The organism is Kitasatospora sp. NPDC056184 (assembly GCF_042268405.1).
Lineage (GTDB): Bacteria > Actinomycetota > Actinomycetes > Streptomycetales > Streptomycetaceae > Kitasatospora.
Map to the genome: position 1 here is coordinate 1,101,038 of NZ_JBHJUI010000001.1, position 17,722 is coordinate 1,118,759.

The following is a 17,722-nucleotide window of genomic DNA, read 5'->3' on the forward strand; positions in this document are numbered from 1 at the left end:
CACCATGACCACTGTTCAGGTTCGGACATCGCACCGGCGCGGCCGGCTGGGGATGCGGCTGGCCGCCGCCGCCCTGGCCGGTGCCACCGTCGTCACGCTCGCCCCGACGGCGGCGGTGGCGGCGGGAGCGGCGGGAGCGGCGGGCCCGTCCGCCGAGGAGCGCGGCTCCCGGGTCGACGGGCGGCTGGAGCTGCGGTACCTCGTGGAGCGCGGCGGCATGACCGCCGCGCTCGCGGAGATCCGCCTCCCCGGCCGCTCCCCGTGGCGGGGCGCCGCGGGCACCGCCGACCTGGCCGACGGGCAGCCGGCCAGGTCGGACGGCCGGTTCCGGATCGGCAGCGTGACCAAGACCTTCGTGTCGACGGTCGTCCTCCAACTGGTCGGGGAGGGCCGGATCCGACTGGACGACCCGGTCGAGCGGTACCTGCCGGGGGTCGTCCCGAACGGCGCGGCGGTCACCGTGCGGCAGTTGCTGAACCACACCAGCGGCCTGTTCAACTTCACCGACGACGAGCGGTTCCGGGTCGTGAGCGAGGCCGAACTCCAGGAGTACGCCTACGGGCGGTGGCGCTACCGGGACTACCGGCCGCAGCAGCTGGCCGCGGTCTCCGCCGAGCACCCGCCGTACTTCGCGCCCGGGCAGGGCTGGCACTACTCCAACACCAACTACGTGCTCGCCGGAATGATCATCCGGAAGGTCACCGGGCACACCTGGCAGCGCGAGGTCGACCGCAGGATCGTCCGGCCGCTGCACCTGGAGGACACGGTGTTCCCGGGCTCCGAGACCGGCCTCGGCGGCCCGCACGCCCACGCGTACCTGGACATGCCGGCCGGGCCGGCCGACATCACCCGGTTCAACCCGAGCGTCGTGGACGCGGCCGGCAACGGCATCTCCACCACCTCCGACCTCAACCGCTTCCACGCCGTCCTGTTCGGCGGGAAGCTGCTGCGGCCGGCCGAGATGGCCGCCCTGACGGACACGGTGTCGACCGGCGCCGATGGCGGGCAGTACGGGCTCGGCGTGGTCCGGGTCGACCTCGGCCCGGGCTGCGAGACGGCCTGGGGCCATGACGGCGGCCTCCCCGGCTGGAGCACCCTGCTGCTCGGCAGCCGCGACGGCCGGCGCCAGTTCGCCCTGTCGCACAACCCCTTCGTCGGCAAGGACAGCTCGGCGAGCGGCCAGGCGATCGGCTCACTCGTGGAGAAGACCCTGTGCGACCCGCCGACGGACACGAGCGCCCTCGCGGCCCCGGTCCCGAGGACGCTCCCCCTTCCCGGCCCGGACCTCCGCGTCGGGAGCGGCGGCCCGGCCACCCGCTGACGGCGGGAACGCCTCCGCCCCCGCCCGCAGCCGCGGCCGGGGGCGGAGGGCCAGCCGGAGGGCCAGCCGGAACCGTCCCGTGGCGGGGCGGCCGGCGAGGACGGCCTCGAAGCGGCGGTGGTCGCGGGCCGCGCGCAGCGCCGCGGCGTCGTGGGTGCCGGGCAGGGGCGGGGCCGGTTCGGCGCGGTGGGCGGCACGGTAGCTGTCGAGGAGGTGCTGCTGCAGAGCGTTCATGCGTCCACCCTGCCCACGGGCCGCCCCGCAGGTCCCGTCGATTGACAGCCCTGGTCAACTGGCACGACAGCGCCCCCGGCGGGTCCGGCACCATGGGGGAGTGAGCGTGACGATCGACATCACCGGACTGCCGCACGAGCGGATCACCTTCTGCCCCTCGCCGCTGGCGGAGCTCGGCAACGCCCTGCACGCGCTGGCCGAGCCCGCGCACCACGCCCGGCTGCACGCGTGGACGACGGCGACCTCCGCCGCACTCGCGCCGGAGCTGGCCGACCGGCTGCTCGAAGCCGACTTCATGTGGCGGTCGACGCGCTCCGACTTCCTCATGCCGGCCCGGCCCCGGGAGACCCTCGCCGAGGAACTGGACGACCTCGACCGCCTGGACGACGAGACCTTCGTCGGCGCGGCCCTGGAGATCTCCTGCAGCACCAGCCACTACGCCAAGGGCCTGCCCTCACCGCTGGTCGACGCCTGGTCGCGGCGCCGCGCGCTCGACCTGGCGGCCGCCCGCGGCCCGCGCCAGGCGGCGTTCGTCGAGCGGATGCTCGCCGAGCCCACCGCCACCCGCGCCTGGATACGACGCCTCCTGGAGGACTGCGACCGGGCGTTCTTCGCCGACACCTGGCGCCGGGTCCGCGTCCAGCTCACCGCCGACGCCCAGCACAAGACCGAACTGCTGCGCCGCAAGGGCCTGGCGGCGGCGCTCACGGCCGCCTCGCGGGCGCTCGCCCTGGAGGAGGACGAGCACGGCAGCCGCATCGTCGCCGACAAGCTGGTGCACGGCCGCACCGAGGCCCGCGGCACCGCCGTCACCCTGCTGCCGAGCGTCTTCGGCTGGCCGCACCTCTTCGCCATCTACGCGCCCGGCTGGCAGCCCGTCATCCAGTACCCGGTCGCCACCCACGAGGTCGGCGGCACCGAGCCCGTGGAAGCGGTCACGCTGCGCCTGGAGGCGCTGACCCACCCGATGCGGATGAGGCTCTGCCGCAACCTCGCCCGCGGCGTGTACTCGACGAGCGAGCTGGCCGACGCGTACGGCATCACCGCCCCGGAGGTCTCCCGCCACCTCGCCGTCCTGCGGAAGGCCGGCCTGCTCACCACCCAGCGCCGCGGCCGGTACGTCCTCCACCAGCTCGACCTCCCGGTGGTGGCCCGGCTCGGCAGCGACTTCCTGGAGTCGGTGCTGCGGTAAGGGCGGCCGGCCGGGCCCAGGCGGTTCGGTGTCGGCGGGTCCGGCGGAGACTCAGGTCCGTGCGGCGGCCGGGGCGGGGAGGCCGAGGTGGCCGTGGAGGGTGCTGGTCCGGTAGGCGGTGCGGAAGGCGCCGCGGCGCTGGAGTTCGGGGACGAGGGAGCGGGTGATCGCCAGGAGGTCGTGGGGGAGGCGGGCGGGGCGGAGGCGGAATCCGTCCAGGCGGAGGCCGGCCGCCTCGGCGCTGCGCCGGTCGAGGAGGAGGTCGGCGAGTTCGGCGGGGGTGCCGGCGAAGATCTCGGCGTCGGAGGTGAGCGGGGCGCCGGCCAGCTCGTCGAGGCGGTCCTTGTGGCGGGCGGCCTCGCCGGGTCGGTCGTCGAGGAGGACCAGGAGGTCGGCGAAGACCTTGAGGGGGCGTTCGGCGGGGCGGGCGACCGCGGTGGCGGCGGCCGCGACCTCGGCGAGGACGGTCGCCACGCCGTCGGTGGAGTACGGGGTGACGAAGACGACGTCGCCGCCCTTGGCCGCGAGTTCGTAGGGGATGCGGGCGTGGGCGAGGACGGTGACCGGGAGGGCGGGCTGGTGGCCGTCCCAGCGCCGGCCGACGTCGGCCAGCACCTCGGCCGCGTCCTCGAAGAGCGGGGCGAGGCGGCTGGAGATCTTCTCGGGGGAGGCGAGGTCGGCCTCCCCGAGCGCCGCCGGGGCGCTGCGGCCGAAGTGGGTGGCGTCGTCGGAGCGGGCGGAGACCTGCGGCCGCCAGCCGGCCCGGCCGCCGGCCGCGTGGTCGAGGGTGGCGAGGGCGGCGGACAGGTGGAGCGGTTCGGTGTGGGTGACGTTGGTGGTGGGGACCAGCCCGATCCGGGAGGTCAGCGGTGCGACCCGGCTCGCGATCAGGACGGCGTCCAGCCGCCCGCGCACCTGGTCGGTGCGGTCGTCGGGCCCGCGCAGGCTCACGGACTGGAGGGCCAGGGCGTCCTCGAAGGTGACCAGGTCGAGCAGGCCGTGCTCGGCCTCCGTCACCAGGCCGGCCCAGTACCCGGCGGTGAACAGCTCGCCGGGGCGGGCGCCCTCGGCGCGCCAGGCGGCGGGGTGCCAGCCGGCGCCGTCCAGGGCGACGGCGAGGTGCAGCGGCGGCAGCCCGCGGGTGGGGCGGGGCGTGGCGGGACTGGTCATGCGGAGGCCTCCCGGCTCGGTCGGCGGGTCCGGGCGAGCCCGAGGTGGTCGCGGAGGGTGGTGCCGGTGTACGCGGCGCGGTGCACGCCGTCGGCGCGGAGCAGTGGGACGACCCGGTCGACGAACGCGTCCAGCGGGTCGGCGGCCGGGTGCGGGGTGAGCAGGAAGCCGTCCGCTCCGCCGTCCCGCACGTACGCGGTGAGCGCGTCGGCGATCCGGCGCGGTGAGCCGGCGAGGTGCGCGGCGGGGGCGCTCGCGGCGGCGCCGGGGGTGTCGTCGAGGGCGTACACGACGGTGGCGAGGACCCGGAGGTCCCCGGGGGACCGGCCGTGGGCGGCGAGCCGGCCGGCGAGGTCCTGGCGCAGCGCCCGGGCCTCGGCGAGTCCGGTGTGGGGAACGAGCACCACGTCGGCGTCGGCGGCCGCCGAGGCGAGGTCCTTCGGGGAGGCGACGGTCCGCACGACGACCGGGTGGCCTTGCGGGGCGCGCGGTGTGGTGAACCGGCCGTCGAGGTCGAAGTGGTCCCCGCGGTGGGTGAACGCGCCCGCGCCGGGCCGGACGAACACGCCGTCGGCCTGGTCGGCGGGGACGTCGTCCTCCGCCCAGCTGTCCCACAGGGTCCGGGCGGCGCGCAGGAACTCGGTGGCGTGCAGGTGCCGGTCGGCGTCCGCCGGGAGGCCGCCGTGGCGGAGCGCGCCGTCGGTGGCGGCGTCCTGCGGGCCGTCCGGGCCGACCGTCACGCTCCAGGCCGCGCGGCCGGCGCTGAGGTGGTCGAGCGAGGCCAGCCGCCGGGCCAGCTCGTAGGGCTGGTGGGCGGCCGGGCCGAGGCCGGCGGCGAGTCCCAGCCGGGTGGTGGCGGCGGCCAGGGCACCGAGGGCGGTCAGCGTCTCGGGTCCGGGCTGCGGGGCCTCCGGGAGGAGGAGGAAGTCGAACCCGCCCCGCTCGGCGGTCCGGGCGAGCCGGGTGAGCCGGTCGAGCGGGGTGCCGGCGTCCGGTCCGGCGGGACCGCCGGGCCCGGGCGGGTGGACGGCGAGGTGGAGTTGCTGCACGGACACGACGACGATCGCCTCCTGTCGGCCGCCCGTCCGCCGCGTGTTGGCCCACGCGGCCGGGCCCGTTCATCCTGCGCGGCGGCGCCCGGCCCGGGCAACGGTCGCAACGAAGTGTTCACACGAAGCAATCGGGCGCCATGAAGGGTCGGCCGGCGATGGGATTCGGTCATCGGAAGGCCTGAATCAGCGTCAGACTTCAAAAGCCAGGGTGGAATTAGGAATTCCGCCCCAATCGATGCCAGCATGTGAGGTGTGAAGCGTGAAATGTCACATGGCTTCGCACTGCCGTCCCTACCCATGAACGGGAATCACCCGATGAACCGGCTCCTCGCCACCCTCGCCACCAGCGCCGCCCTGACCGTCGCCGCCGCCACCGCCGCCACCGGTGCCGCCGCCCAGGGCGCCGCCGGCGCCGCCGACACGCTCCAGTCCCCGGCCGGCCCGGGCCTCTGCGTCACCGGATACCGGGGCGTGGTGGTCAACGACATCTGCGCCACCGTCAGCGGCGACCAGGTCACCTTCTACGGGCAGTCCTCGCCCGGCAGCCTCGGCTGGACCGCCCGGCTGGTGCCCTACCGGCTGACCGCCTCGGTGGTCGGCGGCGCCACCCTGGGCACCATCACGCCCACCGTCCTCATCGACCGGTCCGCCACCGGGGTGGGCCGGATCACCGCCACCGCGCCGTGCGGCTCGAACGTCACGGCGTCGCTGGAGACCACCCAGTGGGGCTGGCCGCCCGCCACCGCCACCATCACCGTGCCGGTCGGCTGCTGACCCCGGCGGTCCCCGGGTACGGCGAAGGCCCTGCCCGCTCGCCCGGGCAGGGCCATCGTCCTTCCGTGATCAGCCGGTCCCCGGCCGCTGCCGCCCGCACGCGGCCGGGCCGGGGGCCGGCGCCGCTCAGTGCGCCCAGTGCACGGGACCGGAGCGGCTCAGCCGGGCCAGTCGGACCAGGGCGGGATGGTTCCCGGCCTTGCGGGGGGACGGGGAGATCCGGACCGTGGACCCGGCCAGGGCCGGTCCGTCGGTCGCCGGGACGGCGGTCGCGCTCGGCGCGTGGTGACGTGCTCTCATCTCCTGGGATCCCTCCTGGTCGGTGAGCGGCTGCCCCGCTCGCTCGCCAATGACCACCAGGGAACCGGTCCGGCCCGGCCGGAACAATGCGGGTGACTACCCATCGCTGCCCGGGAACCCTGCGGGCCCGGGCCCGGGCCCGGATCGGCCGGGCGCACGGCGGGATCAGCCGGACCCGCCGTCCGCCGCCTCCTCGGCGTCGGCCCGGGCCAGCGCCTGCGCCGTCCCGGCCCGGCTGGTGCCCAGCTTGTGCAGCACGTTCGCCACATGATGCTCCACCGTGCGCGGCGAGAGGAAGAGCGCCTGGGCGATGTCCTGGTTGGCGGTGCCCTGCGCGAGCAGCTCCGCCACCTGCCGCTCGCGCGGCGACAGCTGCTTGCCGTAGCCCCGGCGCCCCGGCGAGCCGATCCCGCCGAGATCGAGGTCCCGGCGCAGCTTCCGGCACCGGGCGGTGTCGGTGGTCGCCCCCAGCCCGAGGTAGACCCGCTCGGCGGCCGCCATCCGCTCCGCCGCCCGGGTCCGGTCGACGACGGCCAGCGCGGCGGCGATCCGCTCGTCGGCCCGCGCCGCCTCGTACGGGCGCCCGATGTCCTGCCAGCTGTCCCGGGCCCGGGCGAACGCCTCCACCGCGCAGGGTTCGCCGTCCGCCGCCAGCAGCAGGCCCCGGGCCTGGTCCAGTGCCGCCGACACCGCGGGCGCGCCCCGGTCGGCGAGCGCTGCGGCGGCCTCCTCGGTGACGGCGCCGGCCTCGGCCCGCCCGCCCGTCGCCAGCAGCGCCTCCACCGCGACCGGCAGCAGGTCGGCGGTGCGGGCCCAGGCGGCGGCCTGCCGCGCGGTGGCCAGCGCGGCTCCGACCGTCACGGCGGCCCCGGCGGTGTCGCCCTCCAGCAGCTGAAGGCCCCCGAGCCCGGCGGCCGCCCGCAGCGCGACGGTCACCTGCGACTCCCGCTGCCCGTACCGGGCGGCGATCTCCAACTCCTCCCGGGCCAGGGCCAGCCGGCCCCGCGCCGCCGCGAGCCGCCCGAACAGCAGCGAGCGCTCGGCCCCGGCCATCGCCAGGTCGTCGAACTCCGCGCCCAGCTCGTCGAAGCGCTGCTCCACCCCGTCCCAGCGTCCGGCCAGCATGTCCAGCCGGATCAGCGCCAGCCGGCTGTAGCACTCCAGGTACGGTATGGCCGTCAGCTTGGCCAGCCGCCGGCTCTCGGTGAGCAGGTGCGCGGCCCGGGTGTCGTAGCCCAGCTCGATGGCGATCTCGCCGGTGTTGTACAGCGCCCGGGTGGTCTGCCGCATCACCTCGGGACGCTCGGAGGCGCGCGGCAGCTCGTCCAGCCGCTCCCAGACCTCCGGATCGCCGGCCCGGGCCTGGAAGGTCAGCGAGGTCGCCCGCACCGCGGCGGCCACGTCCTCGTCCGGATGGTCCGCCAGCAGCCGGTCCGCCCGGGCGAGCCACTCCCAGGCGTGGCGGCCCGCTCCGTCGCGCTCGTCCATGGCGATCGCCACCATGGCGCGGGCCGCCCGGACGGGACGCTCCTCCAGCTCGTCCAGGGACTCCCGGATCCGGCCGAACCCGGCCCGGTTGCCGCTGTGCACCGCCGTGAGGAAGCCCAGCGCGAGCCGGATCTCGCCGCGGTCGGCGACGGGCAGCCGGGGGTCGGCGACCATGCCGCTGAGCACCTGCACGCTGGCCGCCGGGTCGACGTCGTCGGCCGCGAGCCGGGCCAGCGCCAGGGCGGCCCGGCCGCGCCGGGGCGGGTCGAGGTCGGGCTCGTCCAGCAGGCTGCGCAGCATCCGGCGGGCGCCGCCCGGGTCGCCGAGCGCGACGGCCTGGTCGGCGGCGGCCTGGGCGAGGTCCTGCCAGGCCGCGCGGTCGCCCATGGCCAGGGTGTGCTCGGCGATCAGGGCGAGCGGCCGGGGCTCGCGGGTCTCCAGCGCGGCGACCGCCCGCCGGTGCAGCAGTCGGCGGCGGGGCCCGGGGATCCGCCGGCGGGCGACCTGCCGAACCGCCGGGTACCGGAAGGCGTACCGGTCGGGCGAGGCCTCCTCCAGGACGGCCGCGAACAGCGCCTCGGCCAGGCCGTCCGCGCCCGCCCCGGCGTCCAGCCCGGCGACGGCGGTGAGCAGGTCCTCGTCGGCGGGCACCCCGAGCACCGCCGCCGCGGCGACGACGGCCGTGCCGGCCGCGCCCAGCCGGGCGAGCCGCCCGGTCGCGGCGTCGGCCACCGCGTGCGGGACCTCGGCCTCCGCCAGCCCGGTCGCGAGGTCGGCCGCCCGACGGGGCTGCGGGCGCTCCGCGAGGGCGCGCAGGTCCTCCTCGACGGCCAGTGGCAGGCCCCGGGTGCGCTCGTACAGCACCCGGGAGACCTCGGGGGTGGCCACCGCGCCGAGCGCGGCCCGGGCCAGCTCCGCCACCTCCGCCTCGTCCAGCGGGCCCAGCCGCACCAGGCCGACGCCGGCACCGGGCCCGGCGGGCGCGCTCCGGTAGGCGGCCGCGGGCGACGGCGCTCCGGGCGGAAGGTCCTCGGGCCGGTAGGTCAGCACCAGGGCGAGCCCGGGCGGCAGGTCGCGGGCCAGTCGGAGCAGCAGGTCGAGGGTCGCGTCGTCGGCCCACTGCAGGTCTTCGACCACCAGCACCGGGTCGTCGAGCGCCGCCAGCAGCGCCCGCACCCCCCGGGCCGCCAGTCGCCGGGGGGACAGCAGCTCCCCGCCGTCCGGCGGCGCGGCGGGCAGCCGGTCGGCGAGGTCCGGCAGCAGCGGGCGCAGCGCCCCCGTGCTGGGCGGCAGCGCGGCGGGCGGGGGGAGCAGCGCGGCGGCGTCCCGCAGGGCGTCCACCACCGGCCCGAACGGCTCCGGCTCGCGCAGCGGGTGGCAGCGGCCGACGAGCACGGCGCGCCCGGGGGCGGCGGGGTCCGCCCCGCCCGGGGCCCGCACCGCCTCGGCGACCAGCCGCGACTTGCCGACGCCGGCCTCGCCCTCGACGAGCAGCACGGCCGGCGGCCGGTCCAGTGCCTCGGCCAGCCGGGCGAGTTCCCGGCCCCGGCCCACGAAGCCGCGCTCCGCGGGGCCGGGCCCGACGGGGGCGGGTCCGACGGGGCCGCGCCCCTCGGGTGCGTCCGGGGCCTGCGTCCGGTGCGGTGGCCGGGTCATCGGGGCCACGCCCGGCCGGGGGCGGAGGAAGTCTGAGCGGGCATGCCCCCATGATGCCCGCGTCCGCCCCGGCCGCGTCCGGCGGGGGCGGGCACGGGGCGGGTACGGGGTGGGCAACGGGCTGGGCGGGGCCGGGGGCCTACCCGGCCCGGTACACCACCGGACCGCCGTCGGAGTGCGCCGCCGCCGGGCCGACGAGCTGCCGGGGGAGGGGGGCGTCCCGCAGCGGCCCGGTCGGCCGGACCACCCGGCCCGGTGCCTCGACGACCTGGCAGCCCGCCCGGGCGAGGCGCCGGACGACGCTCGCCGCCGCGCCGTCGTCGAGCGCGAACACGAACGGCCCGGGCACCAGCACCACGTCCAGCCAGCCGCGCTCGGCGGCCGTCAGCAGGCTCGCCAGCGCCGGCAGGGGGCCGCGGGTGCTCAGGCCGTGGTCGGCGTACACGTCCGGGTAGGGCAGCGCGAGGCGGTGGGCGAGGTGTTCCATGGCGGAGCGCACGTAGTCGGCCTCCTGCGGGTCGTACGGGCGGCACCGCAGGTACATCGCGGACCGCCGGGCCGCCCGGTGCACCGGTTCGTGGGGGTCGTGCATGCCGTTCACCTGGCCTTGCTGACTGTGACGGGTGGGGGGATGTGCGATAACGGGCCGGTGTCCAGCGGACCGTCGGAACGGTACGGGGAACAATGGGGGCCACTACCCATTGCTGCGCCGCACGGCGGGCGGTGAGCGCCGGACACCTGAGATCGTGCGGATCGCCGGGGCCGGGGCCAAGAGTGGGACGGGGGCGCCCCGTGGTGCGGGTGGTGACCGCCGGGCTCCCGTGCGCGGGTTTGCCGGCGTGACCCCTGGGGCCGGCCCCGCCCACCTGCGGCTTTCCCGTTCCCCGGCCCGCCCGGCGACGGTCCCGGCCGCCCGCGGCCCCACCTGTCCGCCGCAGCGCGCCCCGGCCGGGCGTCGTGCACGAAGCACCGCGCGCCCCCGCCGCGCTTCGCACACGCCGGTCCGGGCGCCCCCGCCGGGACCGGCCGCGCGGTGGGGCGGCCGGGCACGGGCGGGGCTGCGGGGAACCGGGTTCAGGGGGCGGGGACGGTGTCCGTGAAGGACGTCCCGGCGGCCCGGTAGGCGGCGACGGCCGCGCCGACCTGGGCCGGGGTCAGCACCCGGTCCTTGACGTGCAGCACGTAGTCCACCTGCTCCTCGTAGCTGCGCGCCTCGGTGCCGGTCAGGCCGGCGAGGTCGGTGAGCCACTGGTTGAAGGCGATCACCATCGGCCGCTCGGGGAGGTAGCGGGTCTCGTGGCGGGCGAACTCGACCCCGTCGACGTAGTACACGATGCCGCTGTCGTCGATGGTCAGGACGAGGTCGTGCCAGCCGGCGAAGGAGTTCCGGGAGACGGTGTACCGGTTGTCGCTGCCCTCGGGGCCGTAGGTCTCCCACGAGGTGGTGAAGAAGATGTTCGAGGTCTCGCCCCAGCCGCCGTTGGGGAGGTACTCGAAGTCGTACTCGGCGTAGTCGTCGGCGTTCGGGGCCTTGAGGTCGTTGATCGCGAAGAAGCTCTGGACCAGGTGGTCGCCGTCGGGGCCGGTCACCGGCGCGTCGGCGAAGCGGACCCGGGCGGCGTAGGTGCCGTTGCGGAACTTCATCGCCTGGCTGTGGAACTCGCTCTGCCGGGTGGACTCGGCGGTCCCGGCGGTCGAGGTCCGCAGGGTCATCACCGAGTTCCCGCCCTCCTTGGCGAAGGTGACGTTCTCGGCCGCCCAGGTGGCCCCGGCCACGCCCGGGCCGCCGCCGCCGGAGCGCGCGCTCCAGCCGTGGGCGGCGAGCGCCGGGTCGTCGTGACCGGTGTAGTCGAGGTCGTCGAAGAGCACCGGGCCGGCCGGGACGGGCGGCTTGGTGGGGGCGGTGCCCCAGACCTGGACGCCGGCGACGGTGGCGGTGACCTTGGCCCAGTCCGCGTACCCGCTCTGCGCGGCGCCGAAGGAGTAGTCGTCGCCCTGGTTCATGACCTGCCAGTCGATGCGGTGGACGCGCAGTTGCAGGTCGCCGCTGTCGGCCCCGGGGGCCAGCGTGCCGGCGCCCCCGGTGAAGCCGATCTCCAGGTAGCGGTCGGCGGCCGCGCCCGGCTCGTTGATGGTGCCGATGGTGCCGGTGACGTTGGCGCAGCCGCGGACGGCCCAGTCGCAGGCGTAGCGGTACGCGGCGAAGGGCGAGTCGGACCTGAAGTAGTAGCGCAGCTTGACCTGGTCCAGGGAGATCGGCGTGGAGCCGGTGTTGACGACCTTGAGCCAGGGCGAGGCCTGCGCGGTGCCGCTGCCGCCGTTGCGGTACTGCACGGCGAGCGGCTCTCCGGCGGCGGCCGCCGGCAGGGCGCCGAGGACGCCGGAGCCGAGCCCGGCGGCGGCGACGGCGGCGGCGAGCACCGCGCGGACGCGGGGGCGCCGGCGGCTGGTGGGGACGGTCATGGGGCGGGGGTTCCTCTCCTGGCGTGGGGGTCGGCGCGCGGCACCGGCGGAGGGGAGCCCGGTTTCACCTCGGGTACGGCGGTGGGGGAGGAGGTGACGGGCCGCGCGATCAGAAAGTGGCATAGACCAATTTGGCGGTCAACCCCGCACCGGTGCGATCGGCCGGAACGTGGACGTCCGCCGCGCGGAGTGGCTGATTGTGCGTGCCGGCGGTCTCCGGTCGCCCGTGGCGCCCCAGGGTGTTTGACGGCGCGACGGCCGGGGAACGGGAGTTCGACGGCGCGCCGGACGGGCCCACGCGTCCGCCGTCTTCCACCCGTCCGTCCACGCCGCCCCGCAGGAGGTCCCGTGCCCGAACTCCCCCCGCAGCGCCGGATCGTCCTCCACCTGCCCGTCGACCTGGCCGACTGGCTCCAGGGCTTCGCCGAGATCTCCCATCGATCCGTCGACGACGTGGTCCGGCCGCTCGTCGAGGCGGAGAAGGTCCGCGTCGACGCGAACTGGCACCGGCGGGAACCGGGGCCCGAGTAGCACCGGACCACCGCCCACGCCGTCCTCTCCCCGTCCCCGGCGCCCACGACCGGGGACCGCTCAGAAGGGCTCGCACTGTGAGCTTCCCGTCGCACCGGCAGCCGCCCACCCCGGCCGACGCCGGACCGCCCGCGGGCCGGGTCGATCCCGCCCTGGCCGACCGCCTCACCGAGGCGGTGCTGCTCGCCGGCCTTCCGGTCGCCTTCGGCGACCAGGGGCCCGGCGTCCGTATCCGGCCCGCGCGGCCCGCCGACGACCGCGACCGGTGCGCGGGCACGGCCGCCCTCGACTGGCTGCCGTCCCCGCGCCTGACCGGCGCCGCCGTGGCGGGGCCGGGGCAGGCGGCCGGGTCGGCGCGGACGGTGGTGGAGGCGGCGATGGTGAACGCGCTCGCCGAGTTCCTGCCGGCCCTCGGGCTGGAGGCCGGCCGGGACCGCACCGGCGGGGAGCTGCGGGTCACCGCCGAGGCCGCGGGCGGCGGCGGTCTGCGCGTGCCGCCCGGCGTCCTGGTCGCCCGGCCGGCCGGGCCGACCCCGGCCGAACTGGGGCTCCCGGCGGACCTGGTGCGCACCGTCCGCCGCAGCGCCGCCCTCGCGGGCCTGCCGCTGGCCACCCACCTCGGCGCCACCGGCATCACCCTCGCCCCGTACGCCCCGACCGGTGGCGCGGACGACCGGGACGGGGCGGCGGACCTGGGCTGGAACCCGTCCCGGAGGCTCGCCGACCTGGCCGACAGCGACCTGCCCGAGGCGGCCCGGGCCGCCGCCGCCCGCGCGGCGGTCGACGGTGCGCTGCGCCACGCGGTCGGCACCGCGCTGCGCGCCTGCGGCACCGAACTGCGCTGGCTGCACGCCCACCAGCTGCTCCGCGCCTACGGCGAGTCCGCCCCGGCCGTCCGCCGCTGACCGGGCGGCCCCGTTCCGGCGGAACGGGGCCGCGATGCCGTCGATGGATTCCGATTCCGTCTGCCCGCGCCGGAGGGCTTGTCGGCCGGGGCGCGGAGGGTCGCGCTGTGTGCCGTGGGGGATGCGTTCCGGCGCCGCGTTGCCCGCGTCCTGCGGGCTCTGGGGCGGTTCGTGATCGCCGCCACGGCTCCGGTCGCCGCGGTGGCGCCAGGGCATCGACAGGGGTGGCCCCGCCTCGGGCCCCGGCTTCCACCTCGCCGCCCGCGCCCCCGACGGGATCCACTGGACCCTGGAGACCGACCCCCGCGACAAGCATCTGATCGGTCAGGATCGCCTGTCAGCGGACAGCGGCGCACTGTTCCGTACGGGCGTGATCCCGTCGGGGCGCGCCCGGTCCGGCCCTGCGCCGGGGGCGGGCGCGGGCGGGCGGTGGCACCCGCCGTCACCGGGTCGTCGGGCGGAGGGCGGCCGCGAGGAGCAGCGCGGCGGCGACCAGCAGTCCGCCGAGCCAGAACGGCGCCAGCTCCCCGGCCGCGGTGTCCAGGGCGGCCGCGCCGGCGAGCGGGCCGGCGGCGGCGCCGAGGTTGAGTGCGGCGGTCGCGCAGGCGCCGGCCAGTGCCGGGGCTCCGGCGGCCTCGTACAGGACCCGGGTGATCAGGGTGGCGCCCACCGCGAACGACAGCGCGCCCTGGGCGAACACCAGGGGGAGCAGCGCGGCGGGCCGGTCGGCCAGCAGGGCCAGGGCGGGCCATCCGGCGAGCAGCAGTGCGCCGCCCGCGGCCAGCACCGGGCCGGGGTGCCGGTCCGACAGCCGCCCGGCGGCGGTGACGCCGGCGAAGGAACCGGCGCCGAACAGGGCCAGGACGGCCGGGACCCACGAGGGGTCCAGTCCGGCGGTGCCGGTCACCACCGGTGCGAGGTAGGTGAAGCCGGTGAAGGTCGCCGCGTTGACCAGTGCGGCGAGCAGCATCACGGTCGCCAGCCGGGGGCTCCCCAGCCGTCCGAACTCCGCGCGTACGGTGGTCCGTTCGGCGCCGCCCCCGGGCGCGGGGCCTGCCGGGACCCCGGTGAGGACGCCGAGAGCGGCGGGCAGGCAGAGCGCGGCGACGGCCCAGAAGACGGCCCGCCAGCCGAGCGCCGAGCCCAGGGCCGCCCCGGCGGGGACGCCGGCGACGGTGGCCACCGTGGTGCCCGAGAGCAGGACGGCGAGCGCGCGGCCCTTCCGGTCGGCGGGCACCAGCGCGGCGGCGGTCGACAGCGCGAGGGCGAGGAACCCGGCGGCGGCGAGCGCCGCGACCACCCGGGTCGCGAGGAGGGCGGGGAGGTTCGGGGCGACGGCCCCCGCGACGTGCGCCGCGGTGAACAGGGCGAGGGAGCCGAGCAGGCCCCGGCGGCCGGGCAGGGTGCGGGCGAGCGCCGCCGTCAGCGGGGCGCCGACGACCATCCCGGCCGCGAAGGCCGAGGTGAGCGCGCCGGCGGCGCCGACGGTGACGCCGAGGTCCGAGGCGATGGCCGGCAGGAGGCCGGCGAGCATGAACTCCGACGTGCCCATGGCGAAGACCGCCACGGCGAGCAGGTACAGCGGAAGAGGCATGGAGTGGCTCCGGGGTGAGGAGAGGCGCGGGAGGGCGTCTCGTCACCGCCGTCAGCACCCAGGGGCGCACGCGTCCGGCCGCGCGCCGGTGGCGGCGCGGCAAGGGCTGCGGACTCAGCGGTCCATCGGGGGTTCAGGGGGCTGACGGCGCGTGACCGAAAGCCCCCACCTCGTCCGACTCGGGGCTCGACATGCCCGGCACGCTACCGGACCGCAGGCCGTCCCCGCACGGGGGTTTCGCGGCGGGGACGGCCTGCGGGGTCGGCCCCTTGCTGGACAGTTCGTCCGAACTGGACGTACGGTCCAGTCCATGGGGATTGTCGAAGAGGGCGCGGATCCGCGGGTGCGCATGTGGGCGCCTGTGGGCCAGGCCGTCGCACTGCTGCTCGGTCCGTACGCCGAGGTGGTCCTGCACGACCCGGGCACCGACCGGATCCTGGCGATCTGGAACCCGATGGGCTCCCGCGCCCCGGGGGACCCGTCGCTGCTGGGCGAGCTGGACGAGCTCGATCCGTCGGCCCGGGACGTGTTCGGCCCGTACGAGAAGCTGCTCGCCGACGGCCGCCGCCTGTCGTCGGTCAGCGCCGTCCTGCGCGGCCCGGACGGCGAGCCGGCCGCGGTCCTGTGCGTCAACCTGGACCGCACGCCGCTGGAGCGGGCCGCGGCCGTCCTGTCCGCGTTCGGCGCCCCGACCGTCGCCCGGCCGGAGCCGCTGTTCGAGCAGGACTGGACCGAGAGCGTCCAGCACATCGTCGGCGGGTACGTACGCGAGTGCGGCCGCCCGGTGGAGCGGCTGACCCGCGCCGACCGGCTGGCCGTCCTCGCCCGGCTGGACGAGGCCAAGGTCTTCGCCGTACGCCGGGCCGCACCGGTCGTCGCCGGCGCCCTCCGGGTCTCCCGATCCACCCTCTACGGCCTGCTGGCCGAACTCCGAGCACCGAAGGACCACGCGCCATGACCCGCCTGCCCGACTTCCGGCTGGAAACCCACTTCTCCCGGTGGGAGTTCACCGCGCGGCACCACCTGACCGCCGCCGACGTCCAGGCCATGACGCTCGCCGAGCTGCTGGCCCTGGCCGACGACCGGGACCGGGCCGCGTTCGAGAACCTCCCCCTGGGCTACACCGAGACCTTCGGCGATCCGGCCCTGCGCGAGGTGATCGCCGGGACCTGCGAGCGGGCGGACGCCGCCGACGTCATCTGCTTCGCGGGTGCCGAGGAGGCCCTCTACCTGGCGATGAACGTCCTGCTGGACGCGGGCGACCACGCGGTCGTGGTGACGCCGAACTACCAGGCGGCCGAGACCGTGCCGCTGGCGCTGTGCGAGGTCACCGGCGTCGCCCTCGACCCCGACCGGGACTGGGCCCTGGACCTCGACGAGGTGCGGGCCGCGATCCGCCCGAACACCCGGGTCGTGTCCGTGAACTTCCCCAACAACCCCACCGGCAAGGTCATCGGCGCCGCCGACTTCGCCGAGCTGGCGCGGCTGTGCGACGAGCGCGGCATCCGCCTGTTCAGCGACGAGGTCTACCGCGGGCTGGAGCGCGATCCGGCCCGGACCCTGCCGCAGGCCGCCGACCTGTCCGAGCGGGCCCTGTCGCTGAACGTGACCTCCAAGGCGCTGGGCCTGCCGGGCCTGCGGATCGGCTGGATCACCTGCCGCGACCGGGAGCTGCTGTCCCGGCTGGAGCGGGCCAAGCACTACACCACCATCTGCAACTCCGCGCCCAGCGAGGTCCTGGCGAGGATCGCGCTCAAGGCCCGGACCGCGATCCTGGAGCGCAACCGGGCGATCGTCGCGGCCAACCTGCCGCTGTTCGACGCGTTCTTCGCCGGGTTCGCCGATGACTTCGAGTGGCGGGCGCCGGACGGCGGCTGCGTCGCCTATCCCCGCTACCTCGGCCCCGAGGGCGTGGAGGCGTTCTGCACCCGCCTGGTGGAGGAGGCCGGGGTCCTGCTGCTGCCCGCCGGCATCTTCCGCTCGGAACTCACCCCCACCCCCGCCGACCGCTTCCGCATCGGCGTCGGGCGCCGCGACCCGGAGGAGGGTCTCGCCGCGTTCGCCCGGTGGATGCGGGAGCGCCGATGACCTCCGTCCGCTTCGCTCCCGCGGCTCCCGGGCGCAACTCTGGCGCGGCGAGGACCGGTTGACCGAGCGTCAAACTGGTCCAGACCATTGACGGTGGGCGCCGCGCTCCCTACGGTATGGGGCAATCCACCTGGCGCAGGCATGCCAAGATCCATCCGGTCGGCGCACCCCCACACGCGCCGCCCCGCGCCGGGCGCACTCTCCATCCCCCCACGGAGGAGCATCATGCGCAAACGCCACATCGTCGGCGCGGCCCTGGCCGCGCTCGCCGTCCCGCTCGCGATGGCCGTCCCGGCCAACTCGCACGGGTTCATCAACCTCCCGCCGAGCCGCTCGGCCCTGTGCGGCGCGGGCGTCGTCAAGAACTGCGGCGACATCCAGTGGGAGCCGCAGAGCGTCGAGGGCCCGAAGGGCTTCCCGACCCGCGGCCCGGCCGACGGCACCATCTGCGCGGGCGCCGACGCCCGCTGGGCGCCGCTGGACAACCCGCGCAACGGGGCCTGGCCGACCACCAAGGTGACGGGCGGCGCCCAGCAGACCTTCACCTGGGAGATCGAGGCCCGGCACTCGACCACGAACTTCCGCTACTTCCTGACCAAGCAGGGCTACGACCCGACCCAGAAGATCACCCGGGCCAGCCTGGACCTCACGCCGTTCCTGACGGTCCCGTACAACGGGCGCCAGCCCGCCGCCGTCACCACCCACACCGGGACCCTCCCCACGGGCCGCACCGGGCACCACGTGGTGGTCGCGGTCTGGGACGTCGCGGACACGGCGAACGCGTTCTACTCCTGCACCGACGTGCTCTTCTGATCCGCGCCCACCCCGTACGACCGTCGGGCCGGCCCCCCGGGGGGGGGCGGGGGGCGGGCCGGGGGGGGGGGGCGCCCCCCCCCCGCGGCCGCGGCGGACGCCCCCGGGGAGCCCGGGGGCGGAGCGGCCAGACCGGGCGCC

At 77.0% G+C, this 17,722-nt stretch carries 15 protein-coding genes; 8 read left to right on the top strand and 7 right to left on the bottom strand.

Annotation, left to right across the window (positions count from 1 at the left end; genetic code table 11):
* Positions 1 to 4: 4 nt before the first annotated feature.
* Positions 5 to 1,321 (top strand): serine hydrolase domain-containing protein, encoded by a 1,317-nt coding sequence (locus ACFC0B_RS04265; protein ID WP_376081884.1) that lies wholly within the window; start codon positions 5 to 7, stop codon positions 1,319 to 1,321.
* Positions 1,322 to 1,655: 334 nt separating this feature from the next.
* Positions 1,656 to 2,747, top strand: coding sequence for a DUF5937 family protein (locus tag ACFC0B_RS04270; protein ID WP_376081886.1), 1,092 nt, complete (start codon positions 1,656 to 1,658; stop codon positions 2,745 to 2,747).
* 51 nt (positions 2,748 to 2,798) lie between these two features.
* On the opposite strand, the gene ACFC0B_RS04275 is transcribed toward ACFC0B_RS04270, so the two are convergent.
* Together ACFC0B_RS04275 and ACFC0B_RS04280 are read right to left on the bottom strand one after the other, a co-directional pair.
* Positions 2,799 to 3,917, bottom strand: coding sequence for an LLM class flavin-dependent oxidoreductase (locus tag ACFC0B_RS04275; RefSeq protein WP_376081889.1), 1,119 nt, complete (start codon positions 3,915 to 3,917; stop codon positions 2,799 to 2,801).
* Entirely contained in the window at positions 3,914 to 4,972 is a 1,059-nt protein-coding gene (locus tag ACFC0B_RS04280) for an LLM class flavin-dependent oxidoreductase (RefSeq protein ID WP_376081892.1), read from the bottom strand. The genes ACFC0B_RS04275 and ACFC0B_RS04280 overlap by 4 nt, the downstream gene beginning before the upstream one ends.
* Before the next feature lie 294 nt (positions 4,973 to 5,266).
* Here ACFC0B_RS04280 and ACFC0B_RS04285 point away from each other — a divergent pair, with 294 nt between their 5' ends.
* On the top strand, positions 5,267 to 5,743 hold the full coding sequence (locus ACFC0B_RS04285) for a hypothetical protein (protein WP_376081895.1): 477 nt from the start codon (positions 5,267 to 5,269) through the stop codon (positions 5,741 to 5,743).
* A 126-nt stretch (positions 5,744 to 5,869) separates the two neighbouring features.
* On the opposite strand, the gene ACFC0B_RS04290 is transcribed toward ACFC0B_RS04285, so the two are convergent.
* From ACFC0B_RS04290 to ACFC0B_RS04305, 4 genes are all read right to left on the bottom strand, one after another.
* Complete coding sequence (locus tag ACFC0B_RS04290) at positions 5,870 to 6,043, bottom strand: hypothetical protein (protein ID WP_376081898.1); 174 nt, start codon at positions 6,041 to 6,043, stop codon at positions 5,870 to 5,872.
* 165 nt (positions 6,044 to 6,208) lie between these two features.
* Positions 6,209 to 9,085, bottom strand: a complete 2,877-nt coding sequence (locus ACFC0B_RS04295; RefSeq protein ID WP_376081900.1) for an AAA family ATPase — start codon at positions 9,083 to 9,085, stop codon at positions 6,209 to 6,211.
* 241 nt (positions 9,086 to 9,326) lie between these two features.
* Entirely contained in the window at positions 9,327 to 9,779 is a 453-nt protein-coding gene (locus tag ACFC0B_RS04300) for a hypothetical protein (protein ID WP_376081903.1), read from the bottom strand.
* Between the two features lie 482 nt (positions 9,780 to 10,261).
* Positions 10,262 to 11,650: a cellulose binding domain-containing protein gene (locus tag ACFC0B_RS04305; RefSeq protein ID WP_376081906.1), complete on the bottom strand. Its 1,389-nt coding sequence runs from the start codon at positions 11,648 to 11,650 to the stop codon at positions 10,262 to 10,264.
* A gap of 348 nt (positions 11,651 to 11,998) precedes the next feature.
* Here ACFC0B_RS04305 and ACFC0B_RS04310 point away from each other — a divergent pair, with 348 nt between their 5' ends.
* Both ACFC0B_RS04310 and ACFC0B_RS04315 read left to right on the top strand, forming a co-directional pair.
* Positions 11,999 to 12,181 (top strand): hypothetical protein, encoded by a 183-nt coding sequence (locus ACFC0B_RS04310; protein WP_376081909.1) that lies wholly within the window; start codon positions 11,999 to 12,001, stop codon positions 12,179 to 12,181.
* A 77-nt stretch (positions 12,182 to 12,258) separates the two neighbouring features.
* A complete protein-coding gene (locus ACFC0B_RS04315; protein ID WP_376081911.1) occupies positions 12,259 to 13,086 on the top strand; it encodes a hypothetical protein in 828 nt (275 codons plus the stop codon).
* Between the two features lie 442 nt (positions 13,087 to 13,528).
* On the opposite strand, the gene ACFC0B_RS04320 is transcribed toward ACFC0B_RS04315, so the two are convergent.
* The gene (locus tag ACFC0B_RS04320) at positions 13,529 to 14,680 is read right to left on the bottom strand and encodes a Cmx/CmrA family chloramphenicol efflux MFS transporter (RefSeq protein ID WP_376081913.1); all 1,152 of its coding nucleotides are present in this window, start codon (positions 14,678 to 14,680) and stop codon (positions 13,529 to 13,531) included.
* 310 nt (positions 14,681 to 14,990) lie between these two features.
* Between ACFC0B_RS04320 and ACFC0B_RS04325 the strand changes: the two genes are divergently transcribed.
* The 3 genes from ACFC0B_RS04325 to ACFC0B_RS04335 all read left to right on the top strand — a co-directional run bounded on the left by ACFC0B_RS04325 (position 14,991) and on the right by ACFC0B_RS04335 (position 17,581).
* Positions 14,991 to 15,638 carry a transcriptional regulator gene (locus ACFC0B_RS04325; RefSeq protein ID WP_376081916.1) on the top strand — a complete coding sequence of 216 codons (648 nt, stop codon included), beginning with the start codon at positions 14,991 to 14,993 and terminating at the stop codon, positions 15,636 to 15,638.
* A complete protein-coding gene (locus ACFC0B_RS04330) occupies positions 15,635 to 16,768 on the top strand; it encodes an aminotransferase class I/II-fold pyridoxal phosphate-dependent enzyme (protein ID WP_376081917.1) in 1,134 nt (377 codons plus the stop codon). Before ACFC0B_RS04325 ends, ACFC0B_RS04330 begins: the two co-directional genes overlap by 4 nt.
* Before the next feature lie 225 nt (positions 16,769 to 16,993).
* Positions 16,994 to 17,581, top strand: coding sequence for a lytic polysaccharide monooxygenase (locus ACFC0B_RS04335; protein WP_376081919.1), 588 nt, complete (start codon positions 16,994 to 16,996; stop codon positions 17,579 to 17,581).
* The last annotated feature ends 141 nt before the right edge of the window (positions 17,582 to 17,722 follow it).